This is a genomic window from Pantoea sp. AS-PWVM4 (assembly GCF_000468095.1).
Lineage (GTDB): Bacteria > Pseudomonadota > Gammaproteobacteria > Enterobacterales > Enterobacteriaceae > Pantoea > Pantoea phytobeneficialis.
Window position 1 is genome coordinate 1 of record NZ_ASZC01000023.1, and the last position, 15,190, is coordinate 15,190.

The window sequence follows — 15,190 nt, forward strand, 5'->3', positions numbered from 1 at the left end:
CTTAAGCGGCGCGACAAGCTGCCTCCGTTTCGTGTAACGGGTAGCTAACCAGTTACAACTTCAAGATACAAGCGGCGCGATTTATCGCGCGGGTTTTTCCTGCACAGCGCACGAAATTGCGCGATAAATCGCGCCGCTACGCCCATTAAATATCCTGCACTGACCAGATCGCCGGGTTGCCAATTCGGGCGCGCAAGGCATCAAGAAACAGGGTGACGCGGGCCGGGGGATGACGTAACGCGCGTAGCGCGTAGATCCCGGTTGCCGCCTGCGGCTGTGCCGACCACTCAGGAAAAATCTGCTGCAAAACCCCGGCCTTGATATCCTCCCCCACCACCCAGTCGGGGAGATAAGCGATCCCTAGTCCCTCCACCGCCGCCAGCCGCATCCCTTCAAAATCATCACAGCCAAAAACCGGTGCGGTGTTGGATGCCCGTGTCGGATGCCCCAGCACCGCAGACCAACACAACAGATCGGAGCCATGCAATTTGTCGATCAGCCGATGCGTGTTCAGATCGGCCAGTGAGGCAGGCATGCCCTGCTGCGCCAGATACGCCGGACTGGCGCACAGCACGCGGGTCTGGACAGCAATGCGGCTGCCAATCAGGGTACTGTCCGCCATATCCCCGATGCGGATCACCAGATCCAGACGTTCCGCTACCGGGTCGGCCAGACGTTCGGTCAGATCCAGCTCCAGCCGTAAATCCGGGTGCTGACGGGCCAGTTCCCCCATCACCGGCAGCACGTAGCGCTTGCCAAAGGTCGGGTAGCAGGCCACGCGCAAAATCCCGGTGACTTCCCCTTTCATCGACGCCAGCTCCTGCTGCGCATCCACCAGCGAATCCAGAATCTGTCTGGCACGGATCAACAAGGCTTCACCGGCATCCGTCAGGGTGAGATGGCGGGTGGAGCGCAGAAACAACGGCGTATCAAGATGCGCTTCCAGTGCATCAATCTGACGACCAATCGACGAGGGGGTGCGGCCACGCCGCCGACCAGCAGCGGAAAAACTACTCTCGCGTGCGACGTCAACGAAGACGCCAAGGAACTCGGCAAATTTCTCTGATTGCATCTGTGCATTTCTTGCATAGCTGTTGTGGGGAAAGGCCATCTTATCAGCGAAGCTCGCCGGGCTTAACCTTCTTCTCAACGCAAATCAACAACATCATCCATCTGAGGAAGAAGACCATGCAAAACCCAACTTATGATTCACTTTACCTGTTCATCAATGGCAAGTGGCTGAACGCCGACGACCGCGATACCGCCGCCGTGGTAAACCCGGCGACTGGCAACGTACTTGGCCGCCTGCCGCTGGCGACCGAAGCTGACCTGGCGCTGGCGCTGGATGTTGCGCGTGACAGCTTTGACGTCTGGCGTCACACCGTCCCCGCTGAACGGGCGCGCATTATGAAGCGTGCAGCGGAACTGATGCGTGAACGCGCTGAGCATATCGCCACGCAGATGACCCTCGAAGAGGGCAAGCCGCTGACCGAGAGCCGTGATGAAGTGCTGCGCGCCGCCGAATACTTCGAATGGTTCGCCGAAGAAGCCCGCCGTATTCATGGCCGCGTGGTGCCCGCCAATCGTCCCGGCGTGCAGCAACTGGTGAAACGTCAGGCCATTGGCCCGGTCGCCGCCTTCACCCCGTGGAACTTCCCGGCTATCACCCCGGCACGCAAGTTGTCTGCCGCGCTGGCTGCGGGATGCAGCGTGATTCTGAAACCCGGTGAGGAAAGCCCGGCAACGGCACTGGCGCTGGCGCGCTGTCTCGACGAGGCCGGCCTGCCAAAAGGGGTGCTGCAAATTGTCTTTGGCGTACCGGATAAAGTCTCTTCTCAGCTCATCGCCTCACCGATCATTCGTAAGGTGGCCTTCACCGGTTCGGTTCCGGTCGGTCGTCTGCTGTCAGAACGTGCTGCCGCCGGGGTAAAACCCATCACGCTGGAGCTGGGGGGACACGGTCCGGTGTTGGTGTTTGCCGATGCCGATATCGATGCCGCCGCAACCGGGGGCGCCGCTAACCGCTTCCGTGGCACCGGCCAAATCTGTATCTCTTCCACCCGCTTTCTGATCCAGCGTCCGGTATATGAACGCTTTGTCGCGGCCTTTGTCGCCGCAACCGAGAAGCTGGTAATTGGTGACGGTATGGCGGCAGGAACGCAGGTTGGCCCGCTGGCGAATCAACGTCAGCTGGAGAAGATGGAATTGCTGGTGGCGGATGCCGTCGCCCAGGGGGCAAAAGTACTGATCGGCGGCAAACGTATTGCGGGTCCCGGTTATTTCTTCCAACCCACCGTGCTGGCGGATGTGCCGATGAGCGCCCGCATCATGCATGAAGAACCGTTTGGCCCGATTGCCGTGATGCGCCCCTTCGACGCGCTGGAAGACGGCCTGGCAGAAGCCAATCGCCTGCCCTACGCACTGTCTGCCTATGCCTTTACCCGTGATGCCCGTACCGCCATTGATGTCGGCGATGGCCTCGAAGCCGGGATGATCGGCATCAATCAGTACCGCATCATTGCGACCGAGTTGCCGTTCGGCGGAATGAAGGAGAGCGGCCACGGCTCTGAAGGCGGTACCGAAGGCATTGAACATTACCTGACCAATAAATTTATCAGCCAGATTTAAGGAGATGACCATGAAACCGATTGATTTCACCAGCCCGCGCGCTGCCGCTCGTCCGTTTACCCCGAAACTGGCGGACTTTGTTGAACAGCCGCTGTATTCAGACGTCTGGAAAGATGCGGATCTGGCCCCGCGCGACCGCAGCCTGATCACCATCGCCTGTCTGATTGCACTGAACCACGCCAATGAGCTGCCCGCGCATTTACGCCGTGGTATCGAAAATGGCCTGACCCAAACCGAGTTAAGTGCCGTGATTACCCATATGGCGTTTTATGCCGGTTTCCCGGCCGCCATTACCGCGTCAGCCTATGCCAACGCCACCTTTGCCGATGACCAGAGCAATTGATAATTAAGGAAAAGACCATGAAAGCCATTACATTTGATCAGTTTGGACCGGCCGAGGTGTTAACCCTGACCGAGGTTGCAGAACCGGTTCTGCGCCCACAGGATTTACTGGTGCGCACCCGCGCCGCCGGGGTTAACCGGGCCGATCTCACCCATCGTCGTGGCGGCTATGGCCGCCCTGACTTCGGGGATTCCACCCTGATGGGGCTGGAAATCGCCGGTGATGTGATTGCCGTCGGTGCCGAAGTTTCCGGTTACAAGGTCGGTGACCGCGTAATGGGTATCGTTGGCGGTGGGGCTTACGCCGAAGTGGCGCGCATTGATTACCGCATGGCGATGCCGATCCCTGACAGCCTGAACTACGTCCAGGCGGCAGCCATCACCGAAGTGTTTGTCACCGCCAATGAAGCGCTGGTGAATCTCGGTAAATTGCAGGCAGGCGAGACGGTGTTAATCCATGCAGGGGCGGGTGGCGTAGGCGGTGCGGCGGTACAACTGGCGCATGCCATCGGGGCAACGGTGATCACCACCGCCCAGGCCAGCGCTCATCAGTTGGTACGTCGTATGGGGGCAGATTATGTTATCGATTATGTGCATGAGGATTTCGCCACGGTGGTCGACAGCCTGACGGAGAAACGCGGCGTCGATTTGATCCTCGACTTTATCGGTGCGCCCTACTTCGAACGTAACGTTAATGCGCTCAACTTCGGCGGTCGCCTGGTGCAGATCGGTATTATGGGCGGCATCGAAAATGCCAAAATTCCACTGGATCGGCTGCTGTATCGCCACCTGCAAATTTTCGGCACGGTGATGAAATCGCGCAGTCAGGAGGTAAAACACGCGATGTCACAACGCTTCCGTGAACGCTGGTTATCCGAATTTGGCAAGGAGGGACTGGCACCGATTATCGACAGTGTCTATCCCCTTGCTGAAGCAGCGGCGGCCCATCAGCGCATGGAAGAGGGCCTTAACGTCGGGAAAATCGTGTTGACGGCATAGAAGGTTAATTATCCATTGATGCGCGACTGCACCCCTGGCAGGCGCATCAGTCTTTGCCAGCCCGCTTCGACCGCATCCGGGACATCAACATGACCGAAGAACCCTTTGCCGCGCGGGCCATAGCCGTTTTCATCATCACGCAGACGCTGCACTTCCCCCATCAGCAACGACAGAAAACGTTCCATTGACCATAATCCCTGCGGTGGCGCGCCGATAATACGCAGCATACCGGCATCCATCATCACCTGCGGGGTAAACACCGGCCAGCTGATAAACTCAGGCGCATCGTCACGATCGCGCCACTGCCAGCGGAAGGTTTCCCAGGTACGACGCTGCATCAGCGGATCCTGCACCAGAATCACCCGCTGCGGCTGCCACGCCAGTTTGTCCAATAACTGCTGGCTGAAGGCCGCATTTTCGCCACAGTTGCGCGATTTCTCTTCCAGCAACAGTTGGTCGTCCGGCAACGCGGCAAACAGACGCGCCATATCGCCCAGCATCTCTGCTTCGCTTTTACCCTGAGTCGCGATTTGCCGGTACAACGGATGCGCCGCCATCATTTGCGCCAGCAGTGGCGTGGAGTGACCGATACCCCCGCTGATGAGCAAAGGGAGCTGATATTTTTTGGCCAGTGCGACCACACCTTCAATATTCGGCAGCACCGCATGTCCGGCCAGGATGGCTAAATCGGCCTCCAGCGTCCCCTCCTGCGGAATATGATCCAGCGCCAGCCATGCCGCCAGCGTATTGATATCCTGAATATGTTCACCATTAAGCTTCATGCTGTTCTCCTTAGGTTTTCATCCTGGCTTAAGACCTCGCCGAAGGGAAAAAATTTGCTACACTCGCAGCTTCATCTTCAGGAGAGATCAATGACTTCGCGCTCCGTAACCCTCGATGACGTTGCCCAACTGGCGGGGGTTTCTTACCAGACTGTCTCCCGCGTGCTTAACCGCGCCGCACAGGTTTCTCCCCGCACCCGCGCCAAAGTGGAAGCGGCGATGCAGCAACTCAACTATGTGCCGAACCGGGTGGCGCAGCAACTGGCAGGTAAAGCTACGCGCACGCTGGGGCTGGCAACCAGCGATCTGGCGCTGATGGCGCCGGCGCAGATTGCCTCCGCCATCCAGCAACGCGCGACGGCGCTCGGTTACCATCTGGTGATTGCAATGACCGCAGGCAATGCGCAGGACACGGTTAATGAGCTGCTGGCCCAGCGGGTCGATGCGCTGCTGATCAACCTGCCGCTGGATGCGGCTGAAGCGGAGCAAATCCAGCAGCAGTGTGGCACAAAACCCGCGCTGTTTCTTGATGTGGAACGCCATGCCGGGGTAGCGCAATGTCAGTTCCTGAGCGAGTCCGGTGCGCGCCAGGCGGTGGATCATCTGGTGGCGCTCGGCCATCGCCAGATTGGCGTATTGAATGGCCCGACGAGTTCCGCCTCGGCACGCAGCCGCTTTCTGGCCTGGCAACAGGCGCTGGCATCGCATCAACTGGAAGCCTGTTGCGTGCTGGAGGGGGACTGGAGCGCGGCATCGGGTTATCAGGCCTTACTCAGTTTGTTGCCTCACACGCTGCCGCAGGCGCTGTTGGTGGCGAACGACCAGATGGCGCTGGGCGCGATGCGCGCGCTGCACCAACATGGCGTACGGATTCCCGGCGAAATATCGTTGATTGGCTATGATGACACCGCAGAGAGCGCCTGGTACCAGCCGCCCCTCACCACGGTGCGTCAGGATTTACAGCAGTTGGGCGCGGAAAGTGTGGATCACCTGCTGGCACGGCTCAATGACGTCAGCGCTGAAATGCCATCGCTGGAAACCCAATTGGTGATCCGGGAAACCACCGCTGCACCGCAGCAAAACGGGTTGGATGCGGCAGAGGTGGCGCAGCAGTTGCAGGCGCTGGCCCGGCGGCTAATGCGCAACTAACCCTCACCCCGGCCCTCTCCCGCAAGACGGGAGAGGGAGATGTGCAATATGTTAGTGAGTGCAGTATCGGCAAAAAATTCAGGGGCCAAATGGCCCCTGAATCTTATTGCGGTTTGGGTTCGCCCATCGCTTTGAGCTTTTTCGACAGCTCGCGACGCTCTTTAGAGAGGTCGGCATTTTTGATGATGTATTCGTCAACGCGATCTTCATAATCCACGCGCATGCTGGCGATAATTTCCTGAATCGCCTCAACGCTCATGCCCGGTTTGATGTATTCGCTCAGGTTGTCCAGCAGCAACACACGTTTCTGGTTATCACGGATTTTCTTTTCGTTATCCGTAATTTCGCGCTGTAGTTTGTTTTTACGACGAAACATACGCACAAACTCCAGAACGTCCTGAAATGATTGCTTGGCATTTTCCATGTTGGCACCTTTCTTAGGGCCTGCTTGAGCAGGCGAGATAGTCATAACCTTTAGCTTAGCGGCTTGCCAGCCCTGTAAGCAATTCTCACATCTAAAATCGGACTGGCACTTATCTTAGCGCAAAGAAAGGGCGATTCACATTAAGTCATTGCCCCGGAAAACTATTTACGTAACGCCAGCCTCACCAGGTCGGTCATACGCTCCAGTTGGCGCGCCTGTTCCAGACTCAGCCAGACGTAGCCATAGATCGAGGTGGTTTCCAGTTGCTTGCTGCCAGTGGCAATCAACTGCTCCAGCTCCTGCATGATGCTGCCCAGCTCGTGGCTGTTGGCCGTCACCTGCTCCGTCTCCCCTTTCACCATTAACGCCGCCAGCGCGTTCAGGGTGTTTTCCGTCATTTGCTGCGTGCGGCGCAGGGTCGGTGCGTTGAGCAGCAAATAGTGGCTTTCGCGTGACGCCCACCACGCATCAATTTGCATCTGCATGGTGTTAACCATATTACGGTTAATGGTCTGAATGGCTTCAAACACCGATTTGGGAATGCGTGTCTCTTTACTGGCGGGTTCCAACAAGGCACGCATCTTGATCACATTGGTGAGTAGCTTCTGGAACGGTTTGTTCAGGCGCGGCTTATCCACCAGGTTAGCTGAGAAGCCGGTATGATGAATTTTCGCCATGCTGATAAAGGCGTCCGACAACTGGATGCGCCAGTGGGTATAAGCGCGCTGCGCCCAGATAGCAGTAAACAGCAGCGCCATCAGCGATCCGAGAATCACATCGCCACCACGCCATAACGCGACGGTGAAATCCCCTGCCGGTGCGCCCACCACGACGCTGAGGGTGATACCAATTAACAGCGCCATATACGGATGTTTGCCGAGGGTGAGATAACCACAAATCACCATCACCGCAAAACACCACACCAGCATCACGGGCAAGGATATCAACTCCAGCTTCAGCGCGATCAATCCGGAGATCGCCCCGGCAAAGGTGCCAATGATGCGCTGTACTACGCGCGGAAAGACATTACCCCAGGTCGAGATTGGCCCCATCACCACCACCAGCGTAATCAGTGGCCAGGTGCCTTCCGGAATGTCAGTCAGACGGACAAACAAAAAGCTCAGGACAAAAGCGATAGCGATACGCACGCCGTGTACGGCGCGATAGTGGCGGTAGAACCAGAACTCAATCGACGAAATGGGCTTGTCAGCGCGTAACATGATTATCCGGGTGCGGGAAAATTTTGCGCGCTATGTTAACCTGGCGAAACCAGATCCCTTAACACCTGACACGCGTTTTTCCTGACTTTTTGACCACTGCTTACAAAAATCAACATCAACGCAACATCAAATTTCCCCAATAGAAACATAGATGTAACGCCAGCCCCTTTTTTAGCGGGGCCGAACCGGGATGTACATGTTCAGTAGCCAGTTACCACTTTGCGATCCATCCGAAAGATAGTGTTCATAACAGGGACGATTATCCACCTGCCAGTCACTGCGCGCCTGCAATTGTGCAAAAAATTCATTCCAGGCAGCGAAGAAATCGTTGTTCAGCACTTCCGTGCAGGTGTGGAAATAATGGCCGCCGGCCAGAGTGCCATGCTGAATATCGCCACCCGCTGCCAGCGCATAATCGGCCGGGACGGTCAGCACCGTTTCTACCCTGAGTTCTTCCGGGGGCAGCTCCTGCGGATTGCCATAATAAATGGCCATCCACTCGCCTGACAGGCCGTGACGCGCGGCCCAGACTTTAAGCTGAGCAAAGCCCTGTGGCACCGTCTCCTGCCACGGACCTTGCAGATGATAACCGACCCAGTGTTGCGCCGGACGTTCAACGACAGATGTTTTCATGATTGACCTCGATATCAGCGACACTCTACGGCACTGATACCGAAGTTAGTTCATGCTTACAGTTTTTGCTTCAGGTAATCTTCAATGCGCGTCACGATACCCGCTTTATTGACCGCGTTGAGCGCGTAAAGCGGATAGCTCGCCAGCTGTTTATCTTTGTCCATCACCTGAATCTCGCCGATCTGTTCATTGGCCTTTAACGGCGCTTCCAGATCCTTACGATCGATAACGTATTTGGCTTTAACGTTTTGCACTTCGCCGCGCGGCAGTGACAGGTAGATATCCTGGGTGGTACCTACATCAACCTGATGCGGATTGCCGTACCAGACGTTTTCCGTGCCGATTTTCTTCCCGGCATGGAACAACTGGACGGTGTCGAAGTTATTTTGTCCCCAGACCAGCAGCTTACGCGCCTGTTCTTCACGCCCTTTGGAGCTTTTGCCGCCCATGATCACCGCAATCAGCCGATGCTGACCAACGATGTTTGACGCGATGATGTTAAAACCGGCGGTTTCGGTGTGGCCGGTTTTCAGGCCATCGACGTGCAGGCTGTTATCCCACAGTAATCCGTTGCGGTTGTTCTGCGTAATACCGTTCCAGGTGAGGGTTTTCTCGCTGTACATGGCATAGAAATCGGGTTCGCCACTGATGATGGCGCGTGACAGTACCGCCAGGTCGCGCGCGGTGGTGTGCTGACCGGGTGCATCCAGACCGTGGACGGTTTCAAAATGGGTATGGGTCAGGCCGAGCTTTTGCACGTAGCTGTTCATCATGGTGACGAAGTTTTGTTGGCTGCCCGCGACGTAGTCGGCCAGCGCCACACAGGCATCGTTACCGGAATCGATGATCACGCCACGGCTCAGATCACGTACCGTGACCTTATCGCCGGGTTTGAGAAACATCAGCGAGGAACCTTTAAATACCGGGTTGCCGGCCGCCCAGGCATCTTTACCCACCGTCACCACATCGTCACGGCTGATTTTGTGTTGGTCGATGGCACGATCCACCACATAGCCAGTCATTAGCTTGGTGAGGCTGGCCGGATTACGCTCCTCATCGGGATTCCCGGCGGTGAGAATCTGTCCGGTTGTGGCGTCCATCAGTACCCAGGAAGCCGCATCAATCGCCGGAGGCGTCAGGGGGAACGGCATGCTGTCGTCAGCCTGCGCCAGCGATGCCCAAACAATCATTCCAGAAACAGTAACCAGCAGACGCCTTTTCAACACTTCTTCCTCAAAAAATGAATTTACCGCCGCACGTTTTACGGCAAATGGCTTTAAGAGGTTTGAATAAATTGAAAAAAAGTATGAACTGAGGACAAATTCTGCGCGCTGGCACGCAGACCCCGGGAGGAAGGTTGTACTGTGTCAGCCGGGCGACTATCCTGTGCGTTGATTTTTCCATTGCCAGGATAACGCCGTGCCCGCCTCCGACTTCACCTTTTTGTTTCACGATTACGAGACTTTCGGCAAAAGCCCGTCACTCGACCGACCGGCGCAGTTTGCCGGGCTGCGTACTGATAAAGATTTCAATGCCACAGGTGAACCGCAGGTGTTTTATTGCCAGCCAGCGGATGATTATTTGCCGCAACCGGAGGCGGTGATGATCACCGGCATTACGCCGCAAACCGCGCAGGCGCGTGGCGTCACGGAAGCGGCCTTTGCCGAACGTATCCACAGCCTGTTTAGCGAGCCACAGACCTGCGTGGTGGGTTACAACAACGTGCGTTTTGATGACGAAGTCACCCGCAACATTTTCTATCGTAATTTCTTCGATCCTTATGGCTGGAGCTGGCAGAACGGCAATTCTCGCTGGGATCTGCTTGATGTGATGCGTGCCTGCTATGCATTGCGCCCGGAAGGCATTGTCTGGCCGGAAAATGATGACGGCTTCCCCAGCTTTAAGCTGGAACATCTGACCAAAGCCAATGGCGTGGCACACGAGCAGGCGCATGATGCGATGTCTGACGTTTACGCCACATTAGCGATGGCGAAGCTGGTCAAAGAGAAACAACCGAAATTGTTTGAGTTCCTGTTTACTCATCGTAATAAACAGAAACTGATGACGCTGATCGATATTCCGCAAATGAAGCCGCTGGTGCACGTTTCGGGAATGTTTGGTGCGGCACGCGGCAATACCAGTTGGGTCGTGCCGCTGGCGTGGCATCCGGATAACCGTAACGCGCTGATTGTGGCCGATTTGGCGGGGGACATGAGCCCGCTGTTGACGTTGTCGCCAGATGAATTACGTGAGCGGCTGTATACCCGCCACACCGAGCTGGGCGACCTCGCGGCGGTGCCCATCAAACTGGTGCATATCAACAAATGCCCGGTGCTGGCCCCGGCGAATACCCTGCGCCCGGAAGATGCGGAACGCCTGAATATCGATCGTCAGCACTGCCTCGCCAACCTCGCCCTGCTGCGCCAGCATGCGGAAGTGCGCGAAAAAGTGGTGACGTTGTTTGCCGAAGCCGAGCCTTTTACCCCCTCGGATGATGTGGATGCACAGCTCTACAACGGATTCTTCAGCGATGCCGATCGTGCAGCGATGAATATCGTGCGCCAGACACCGCCGCAGAATTTACCCGCGCTGGACTTAACCTTTGATGACAAGCGTATCGCGAAGTTGTTGTTTCGCTATCGGGCGCGCAATTTCCCCGGCACGCTGGATGACGCCGAGCAGCAACGCTGGTTACAGCATCGTCGCGAAGCGCTGAATGCTGAACGCGTGCAGGCGTTTCTGCTGGAGCTGGAGTCGTTGGCGAGTTTGCATGAAGGGAATGCGGAGAAGCTGGGTTTGTTGAAAGCGCTGTATTTGTACGCGCAGGAGCTGGTTTCTTAATCAAGAGCGGGCGGATGCCCGCTCTCACCTCAGTTAGATCAACGCCCACACCAGCCAGGTCAGTGCAAAACCGCTCAGCCCCATCAATGTGGTCAGGACTGTCCAGGTCTTCAGGCCATCGGCGACTGACAGCCCCAGATAACGGGTCACTACCCAGAATCCGGCATCATTCACATGTGACAAGCCGAGGCCACCAAAACAGGCTGCCAGCGTCACCAGCACACGCTGCATATCGGTGACATCACCGACCGCCTGACTCAGCAGACCGCTGGTGGTGAGAATTGCCACGGTGGCAGAACCCTGCGACGCACGCAGCGCCAGCGACAGAATGAATGCGGCCGGAACCAATGGCAGGTGGAGTGTCTCCAGCGTTACCGCCAGCGCTTTGCCCACGCCTGACTCGACCAGCACTTTACCAAAAGCGCCACCCGCGCCGGCGACCAGAATGACACTGGCGGAACTGGGGATCGCGCGGCCGGTCAAATCTTCCAGTTTGTCCTTGCTCCAGCCACGACGCACGCCGAGCAACCATGCTGCCAACGCCAGGGCAATCAACAGCGCAATCGGTGGAGTGCCGATGACAGTCATAATTGACCGTAAAACACTGCCCTCAGCCAGCATGGAGTGTGACAGGGTACCCAGTACAATTAATACAATCGGCACCACGATCAAACCAGCAATGGTCAACGCGCCCGGAGGGGTTTCCTGGGTGCTGGTCGTCCCTTCTGGTTTTGCCAGTTGCAATTGTTCCAGTACATCAACGGACAGATGGTACTGACGGCGATTCATCATTTTCGCCACGTAGTAACCAACAATGCCGACCGGGATGGAGATCAGAATGCCGAGCATCATCAGCCAGCCCATATCGGTATGCAGTATGCCCGCCGCTGCCGCCGCCCCTGGATGGGTTGGCAATGCCACATGCACCGTCAACATCACACCGGCCATCGGCAGACCAAACTTCACGGGCGAGACGCGTGCCACTTTGGTGAAACCGTAAATAAGCGGGATAACGATGATAAAGCCCACTTCGAAAAATACCGGAATACCGAGGATAAATGCCGCCATTGTCAACGCAGCGACGGTACGTTTCATACCCAGCGTTTTACTGAAACGCTGGGCCAGCGACTCCGCGCCGCCAGAGGCTTCAATCACTGCGCCGAGCATCGCCCCCAGCACGATAATAATGGTGATATGTCCCAGCAGGCTGCCCATGCCGCTATAAATGGTCTCCATGATTTTTTCCGCCGGGATTCCGGTAGCAATCGCCACCAGCAGGCTGACAATCAACAGAGCGACAAACGGATGAACTCTGGCTTTAATCACCAGCAGCAGCAGGATCACAATGCTGGCGACAGCGATGGTTAACAACAACGCGGTTGACATGATAGTCCTCTGATTTAATTAGTATATTCGGGTACAGATTTCTCTGGTTCAGGCAAAACAAAGGTTACAAAAGCCCCACGGGGCAACGTGTGTCCTGTGTGGGGCGGTAAAACTCAGGGTTATTGTGCGTAAGGTGCGAACCAGCCCAGACCCGCTTCCGTGGTGGTGCGAGGAAAATATTCACAGCCAACCCAACCGTCGTAACCCACCTCATCCAGCAGGTTGAACAGCCACGGATAGTTGATTTCACCTTCATCCGGCTCATGGCGATGCGGTGCAGAAGCAATCTGGATATGACGATAGCGACCCGCATAGGTCTTAATCAGGTGACTGAGATTGCCATCCACCAACTGCGCGTGGAACAGATCCAATTGGGTGAAAACATTCGATCTGTCGATGCGCTCCATCATCGCCAGCGTCTGGTACTGACTGGCGTAGAGGTAATGCGGTTTGGTTACCGGATTCAGCGCTTCCAACAGCAGGCGAATCCCATGCGGGGCAAAACGTTCAGCTGCGTAGTGCATGTTGCTGACAAACGTTGCTTCATACGCCGTACGGTCAGCCCCTGGCGCGACGGTCGCCGCCATCACATGTACCTGCGGGCAGTTGAGCGCCAGTGCATACTCCAGCGCACGATCGATATCCGCGTGCGCCTCCGCTTCGCGGCCCGGAATGGCTGAAACACCCCACTCCCCTGCGGCAACATTGCCTGCGGCGGTATTGAACAGCACCAGTTCCAGTTGATATTTCTCCAGTTCGGCTTTCAGCACCTCTGCCGGGTAGTCATAAGGAAACAGGAATTCAACGGCGCGAAACCCCGCGTTGGCTGCCGCAGCGAAACGTTCCAGAAACGGCACTTCATTGAATTGTGTAGATAAATTAGCAGCAAACTTTGGCATCAGTAATTCCTCAACTCTGCCACTTCGTCATCACTCAGATAACGAATGGCACGATCGCCCAGCGTGAACATCAGGCGTGCCGTTTCTTCCAACTCTTCGGTGTTATCCGCCGCTTCGCGTAACGTTTTCCCGACCACCACCGGCCCGTGGTTTGCCAGTAAAAAAGCGCGATAACGTGACGCCAGTTGTGCCAGGTCTTCCGCCAGGCGCTGATCGCCTGGCTTGTAATACGGCACCACCGGCACATCCCCCACGCGCATCACCACATAAGGCGTAAATGGACGGATGCAGTTTTCTGTGTCCAGCCCCTGCAAGCAGGAGAGCGCCGTCAGGTAATGACTGTGCAGATGAACCACCGCTTTGCATTGTGGGTTGTTCAGATAGAGTGCGCGGTGAAAAGCGATCTCTTTTGACGGCTTATCACCGGAAATCCATTCACCCTGCATCGTCACTTTCGACAGACGGTCGGCCTGTAACTCGCCAAGGCAGGAACCGGTTGGCGTCGCCAACAGGTTGCCATCTTCCAGTAACAGCGACAGGTTTCCTGCCGAGCCGGTCGCGTAACCACGCTGAAAAAACGAGGCGCCGAGTTGCACCATCTCCAGGCGGGCTTGTTGTTCGGTCATGCAGAGAACTCCGTTTGTGCGCGGGCGAAAAATTGCTCATCGCCAAAGTTGCCTGATTTCAGGGCCAGCGACAGCGGTTGATGAATATCACGCACCCAGGGTACGCCGGGTGAAATCGTCGGACCAATGTGGAAGGCGGTCACACCGAGGGTTTGTGCCACCACTCCCGAGGTCTCACCACCGGCCACAATAAACCGCTGCCAGCCGCGTGCCTTCAACTCACGGGTAACAGCGGCAAACAGCTGCTCAACCGCTTCACTGCTGCGTGCGGCACCGTACTGCTGCTGAATCGCCTGCAACTGCTGTGCGTCGGCAGTGGCGTAAAGCAGCGGAGCCAGAGCCTGCTGGCTGTTCGCCGCCACCCAGTCGCACAATTCATCGGCATAGCTGGCCGCATCTTCGAGACAGCGCTCAACCTGCACCTCGAATGAGGGCGCGATTTGGCGATAGGCGTTGACCTGGCGGTTGGTCATTTGTGAGCAGGAACCTGAGATGACAATCGCACGCTGGCCCTGTGGCCGCCCGGCCCACTCCGCTTCGGCCGCATTCTGTTGCGCCGTTGACCAGGCGCGAGCAATACCGATTGCCAGCCCGGAACCGCCGGTCACCAGGCGCATCTCTTTTAAGGCCTCACCCTGGGTCAGCAGATGTTGCTCATGCAGCGCATCCAGCACCACATAGTTGATACCCTGGGTTTTCAATGTTGCCAGTTGGTCACGCACCGCATCTGCGCCTTTATCCAGTTGGCTGGCATTGATCACGGCAGCCTTACCCTGCGCCTGACGCGTCATCAGACGTACCAGGTTGCTATCCGTCATCGGTGTCACCGGATGATGGCGCATGCCGGATTCCGACAGCAGTTGATCAGCGACGAACAGGTAACCCTGATAGACGGTACGGCCATTGACGGGTAAAGAAGGTGAAATCACCGTCTGGCTTTCACCTAATTCAGCCAGCAGTGCATCCGTCACCGGACCGATATTGCCCTGTGCGGTGCTGTCAAAGGTGGAGCAATATTTAAAGTAGAAACGATCGCAGCCCTGCTGCTGCAACCAGCGCAGCGCCGCCAGCGACTGATCAATCGCCAGCTGGGGTGGGCACGAGCGTGACTTCAGGCTGATAACTATCGCCCGTGCACTCAGGCTATCCACACTCTCCGGCACGCCGTTGTACTGAATTGTCGGCAGGCCGTTTTGCACCAGAAAACTGGCGATATCAGTCGCGCCGGTAAAGTCGTCAGCAATGACACCTAAACGCATGG

15 protein-coding genes are annotated in these 15,190 nt (G+C 56.7%); 5 read left to right on the top strand and 10 right to left on the bottom strand.

The annotated features are described in order from the left end of the window. Window positions 1–145 precede the first annotated feature (145 nt). Window positions 146–1,072 (bottom strand): LysR family transcriptional regulator, encoded by a 927-nt coding sequence (locus L579_RS19700; RefSeq protein WP_036627619.1) that lies wholly within the window; start codon window positions 1,070–1,072, stop codon window positions 146–148. Between the two features lie 116 nt (window positions 1,073–1,188). Between L579_RS19700 and L579_RS19705 the strand changes: the two genes are divergently transcribed. The 3 genes from L579_RS19705 to L579_RS19715 are packed head-to-tail and all read left to right on the top strand — an operon-like array spanning window position 1,189 to window position 3,969. After that, a complete protein-coding gene (locus L579_RS19705) occupies window positions 1,189–2,628 on the top strand; it encodes an NAD-dependent succinate-semialdehyde dehydrogenase (RefSeq protein ID WP_036627622.1) in 1,440 nt (479 codons plus the stop codon). 10 nt (window positions 2,629–2,638) lie between these two features. Continuing rightward, window positions 2,639–2,971 (top strand): carboxymuconolactone decarboxylase family protein, encoded by a 333-nt coding sequence (locus L579_RS19710; RefSeq protein WP_021185921.1) that lies wholly within the window; start codon window positions 2,639–2,641, stop codon window positions 2,969–2,971. A gap of 17 nt (window positions 2,972–2,988) precedes the next feature. Beyond that, entirely contained in the window at window positions 2,989–3,969 is a 981-nt protein-coding gene (locus tag L579_RS19715) for an NAD(P)H-quinone oxidoreductase (RefSeq protein ID WP_021185922.1), read from the top strand. Between the two features lie 8 nt (window positions 3,970–3,977). Here L579_RS19715 and L579_RS19720 read toward each other — a convergent pair whose 3' ends face one another. Then, on the bottom strand, window positions 3,978–4,751 hold the full coding sequence (locus L579_RS19720; protein WP_021185923.1) for a YdcF family protein: 774 nt from the start codon (window positions 4,749–4,751) through the stop codon (window positions 3,978–3,980). A 90-nt stretch (window positions 4,752–4,841) separates the two neighbouring features. Here L579_RS19720 and L579_RS19725 point away from each other — a divergent pair, with 90 nt between their 5' ends. Beyond that, window positions 4,842–5,900, top strand: coding sequence for a LacI family DNA-binding transcriptional regulator (locus L579_RS19725; RefSeq protein ID WP_021185924.1), 1,059 nt, complete (start codon window positions 4,842–4,844; stop codon window positions 5,898–5,900). 103 nt (window positions 5,901–6,003) lie between these two features. On the opposite strand, the gene tmaR is transcribed toward L579_RS19725, so the two are convergent. From tmaR to dacD, 4 genes are all read right to left on the bottom strand, one after another. Continuing rightward, a complete protein-coding gene (gene tmaR, locus L579_RS19730) occupies window positions 6,004–6,324 on the bottom strand; it encodes a PTS system regulator TmaR (protein ID WP_013509702.1) in 321 nt (106 codons plus the stop codon). A 161-nt stretch (window positions 6,325–6,485) separates the two neighbouring features. Then, window positions 6,486–7,544, bottom strand: coding sequence for an FUSC family protein (locus tag L579_RS19735; RefSeq protein ID WP_021185925.1), 1,059 nt, complete (start codon window positions 7,542–7,544; stop codon window positions 6,486–6,488). A 171-nt stretch (window positions 7,545–7,715) separates the two neighbouring features. Beyond that, on the bottom strand, window positions 7,716–8,177 hold the full coding sequence (locus tag L579_RS19740; protein WP_021185927.1) for a GyrI-like domain-containing protein: 462 nt from the start codon (window positions 8,175–8,177) through the stop codon (window positions 7,716–7,718). 56 nt (window positions 8,178–8,233) lie between these two features. Continuing rightward, window positions 8,234–9,400 carry a serine-type D-Ala-D-Ala carboxypeptidase DacD gene (gene dacD / locus L579_RS19745; RefSeq protein WP_021185928.1) on the bottom strand — a complete coding sequence of 389 codons (1,167 nt, stop codon included), beginning with the start codon at window positions 9,398–9,400 and terminating at the stop codon, window positions 8,234–8,236. Window positions 9,401–9,596: 196 nt separating this feature from the next. Between dacD and sbcB the strand changes: the two genes are divergently transcribed. After that, a complete protein-coding gene (gene sbcB / locus L579_RS19750) occupies window positions 9,597–11,018 on the top strand; it encodes an exodeoxyribonuclease I (protein ID WP_021185929.1) in 1,422 nt (473 codons plus the stop codon). Between the two features lie 33 nt (window positions 11,019–11,051). Here the strand turns inward: sbcB and L579_RS19755 are convergent, their stop codons facing one another. The 4 genes from L579_RS19755 to otnK form a co-directional block, all read right to left on the bottom strand. Then, window positions 11,052–12,404 (bottom strand): GntP family transporter, encoded by a 1,353-nt coding sequence (locus tag L579_RS19755; protein ID WP_021185930.1) that lies wholly within the window; start codon window positions 12,402–12,404, stop codon window positions 11,052–11,054. A 119-nt stretch (window positions 12,405–12,523) separates the two neighbouring features. Next, window positions 12,524–13,303, bottom strand: a complete 780-nt coding sequence (locus tag L579_RS19760; RefSeq protein ID WP_021185931.1) for an HPr family phosphocarrier protein — start codon at window positions 13,301–13,303, stop codon at window positions 12,524–12,526. Then, window positions 13,303–13,929 carry a 3-oxo-tetronate 4-phosphate decarboxylase gene (locus L579_RS19765; protein ID WP_021185932.1) on the bottom strand — a complete coding sequence of 209 codons (627 nt, stop codon included), beginning with the start codon at window positions 13,927–13,929 and terminating at the stop codon, window positions 13,303–13,305. The genes L579_RS19760 and L579_RS19765 overlap by 1 nt, the downstream gene beginning before the upstream one ends. Further along, entirely contained in the window at window positions 13,926–15,188 is a 1,263-nt protein-coding gene (gene otnK, locus L579_RS19770) for a 3-oxo-tetronate kinase (RefSeq protein WP_021185933.1), read from the bottom strand. Before otnK ends, L579_RS19765 begins: the two co-directional genes overlap by 4 nt. Window positions 15,189–15,190 lie beyond the last annotated feature (2 nt).

Excerpts from the sequence above, each read along its gene's own strand:
- L579_RS19700 (WP_036627619.1), bottom strand. The coding sequence starts at position 1,072 with ATGCAATCAGAGAAATTTGCCGAGTTCCTTGGCGTCTTCGTTGACGTC.
- L579_RS19705 (WP_036627622.1), top strand. The coding sequence starts at position 1,189 with ATGCAAAACCCAACTTATGATTCACTTTACCTGTTCATCAATGGCAAG.
- L579_RS19710 (WP_021185921.1), top strand. The coding sequence starts at position 2,639 with ATGAAACCGATTGATTTCACCAGCCCGCGCGCTGCCGCTCGTCCGTTT.
- L579_RS19715 (WP_021185922.1), top strand. The coding sequence starts at position 2,989 with ATGAAAGCCATTACATTTGATCAGTTTGGACCGGCCGAGGTGTTAACC.
- L579_RS19720 (WP_021185923.1), bottom strand. The coding sequence starts at position 4,751 with ATGAAGCTTAATGGTGAACATATTCAGGATATCAATACGCTGGCGGCA.
- L579_RS19725 (WP_021185924.1), top strand. The coding sequence starts at position 4,842 with ATGACTTCGCGCTCCGTAACCCTCGATGACGTTGCCCAACTGGCGGGG.
- tmaR (WP_013509702.1), bottom strand. The coding sequence starts at position 6,324 with ATGGAAAATGCCAAGCAATCATTTCAGGACGTTCTGGAGTTTGTGCGT.
- L579_RS19735 (WP_021185925.1), bottom strand. The coding sequence starts at position 7,544 with ATGTTACGCGCTGACAAGCCCATTTCGTCGATTGAGTTCTGGTTCTAC.
- L579_RS19740 (WP_021185927.1), bottom strand. The coding sequence starts at position 8,177 with ATGAAAACATCTGTCGTTGAACGTCCGGCGCAACACTGGGTCGGTTAT.
- L579_RS19755 (WP_021185930.1), bottom strand. The coding sequence starts at position 12,404 with ATGTCAACCGCGTTGTTGTTAACCATCGCTGTCGCCAGCATTGTGATC.
- L579_RS19760 (WP_021185931.1), bottom strand. The coding sequence starts at position 13,303 with ATGCCAAAGTTTGCTGCTAATTTATCTACACAATTCAATGAAGTGCCG.
- L579_RS19765 (WP_021185932.1), bottom strand. The coding sequence starts at position 13,929 with ATGACCGAACAACAAGCCCGCCTGGAGATGGTGCAACTCGGCGCCTCG.
- otnK (WP_021185933.1), bottom strand. The coding sequence starts at position 15,188 with ATGCGTTTAGGTGTCATTGCTGACGACTTTACCGGCGCGACTGATATC.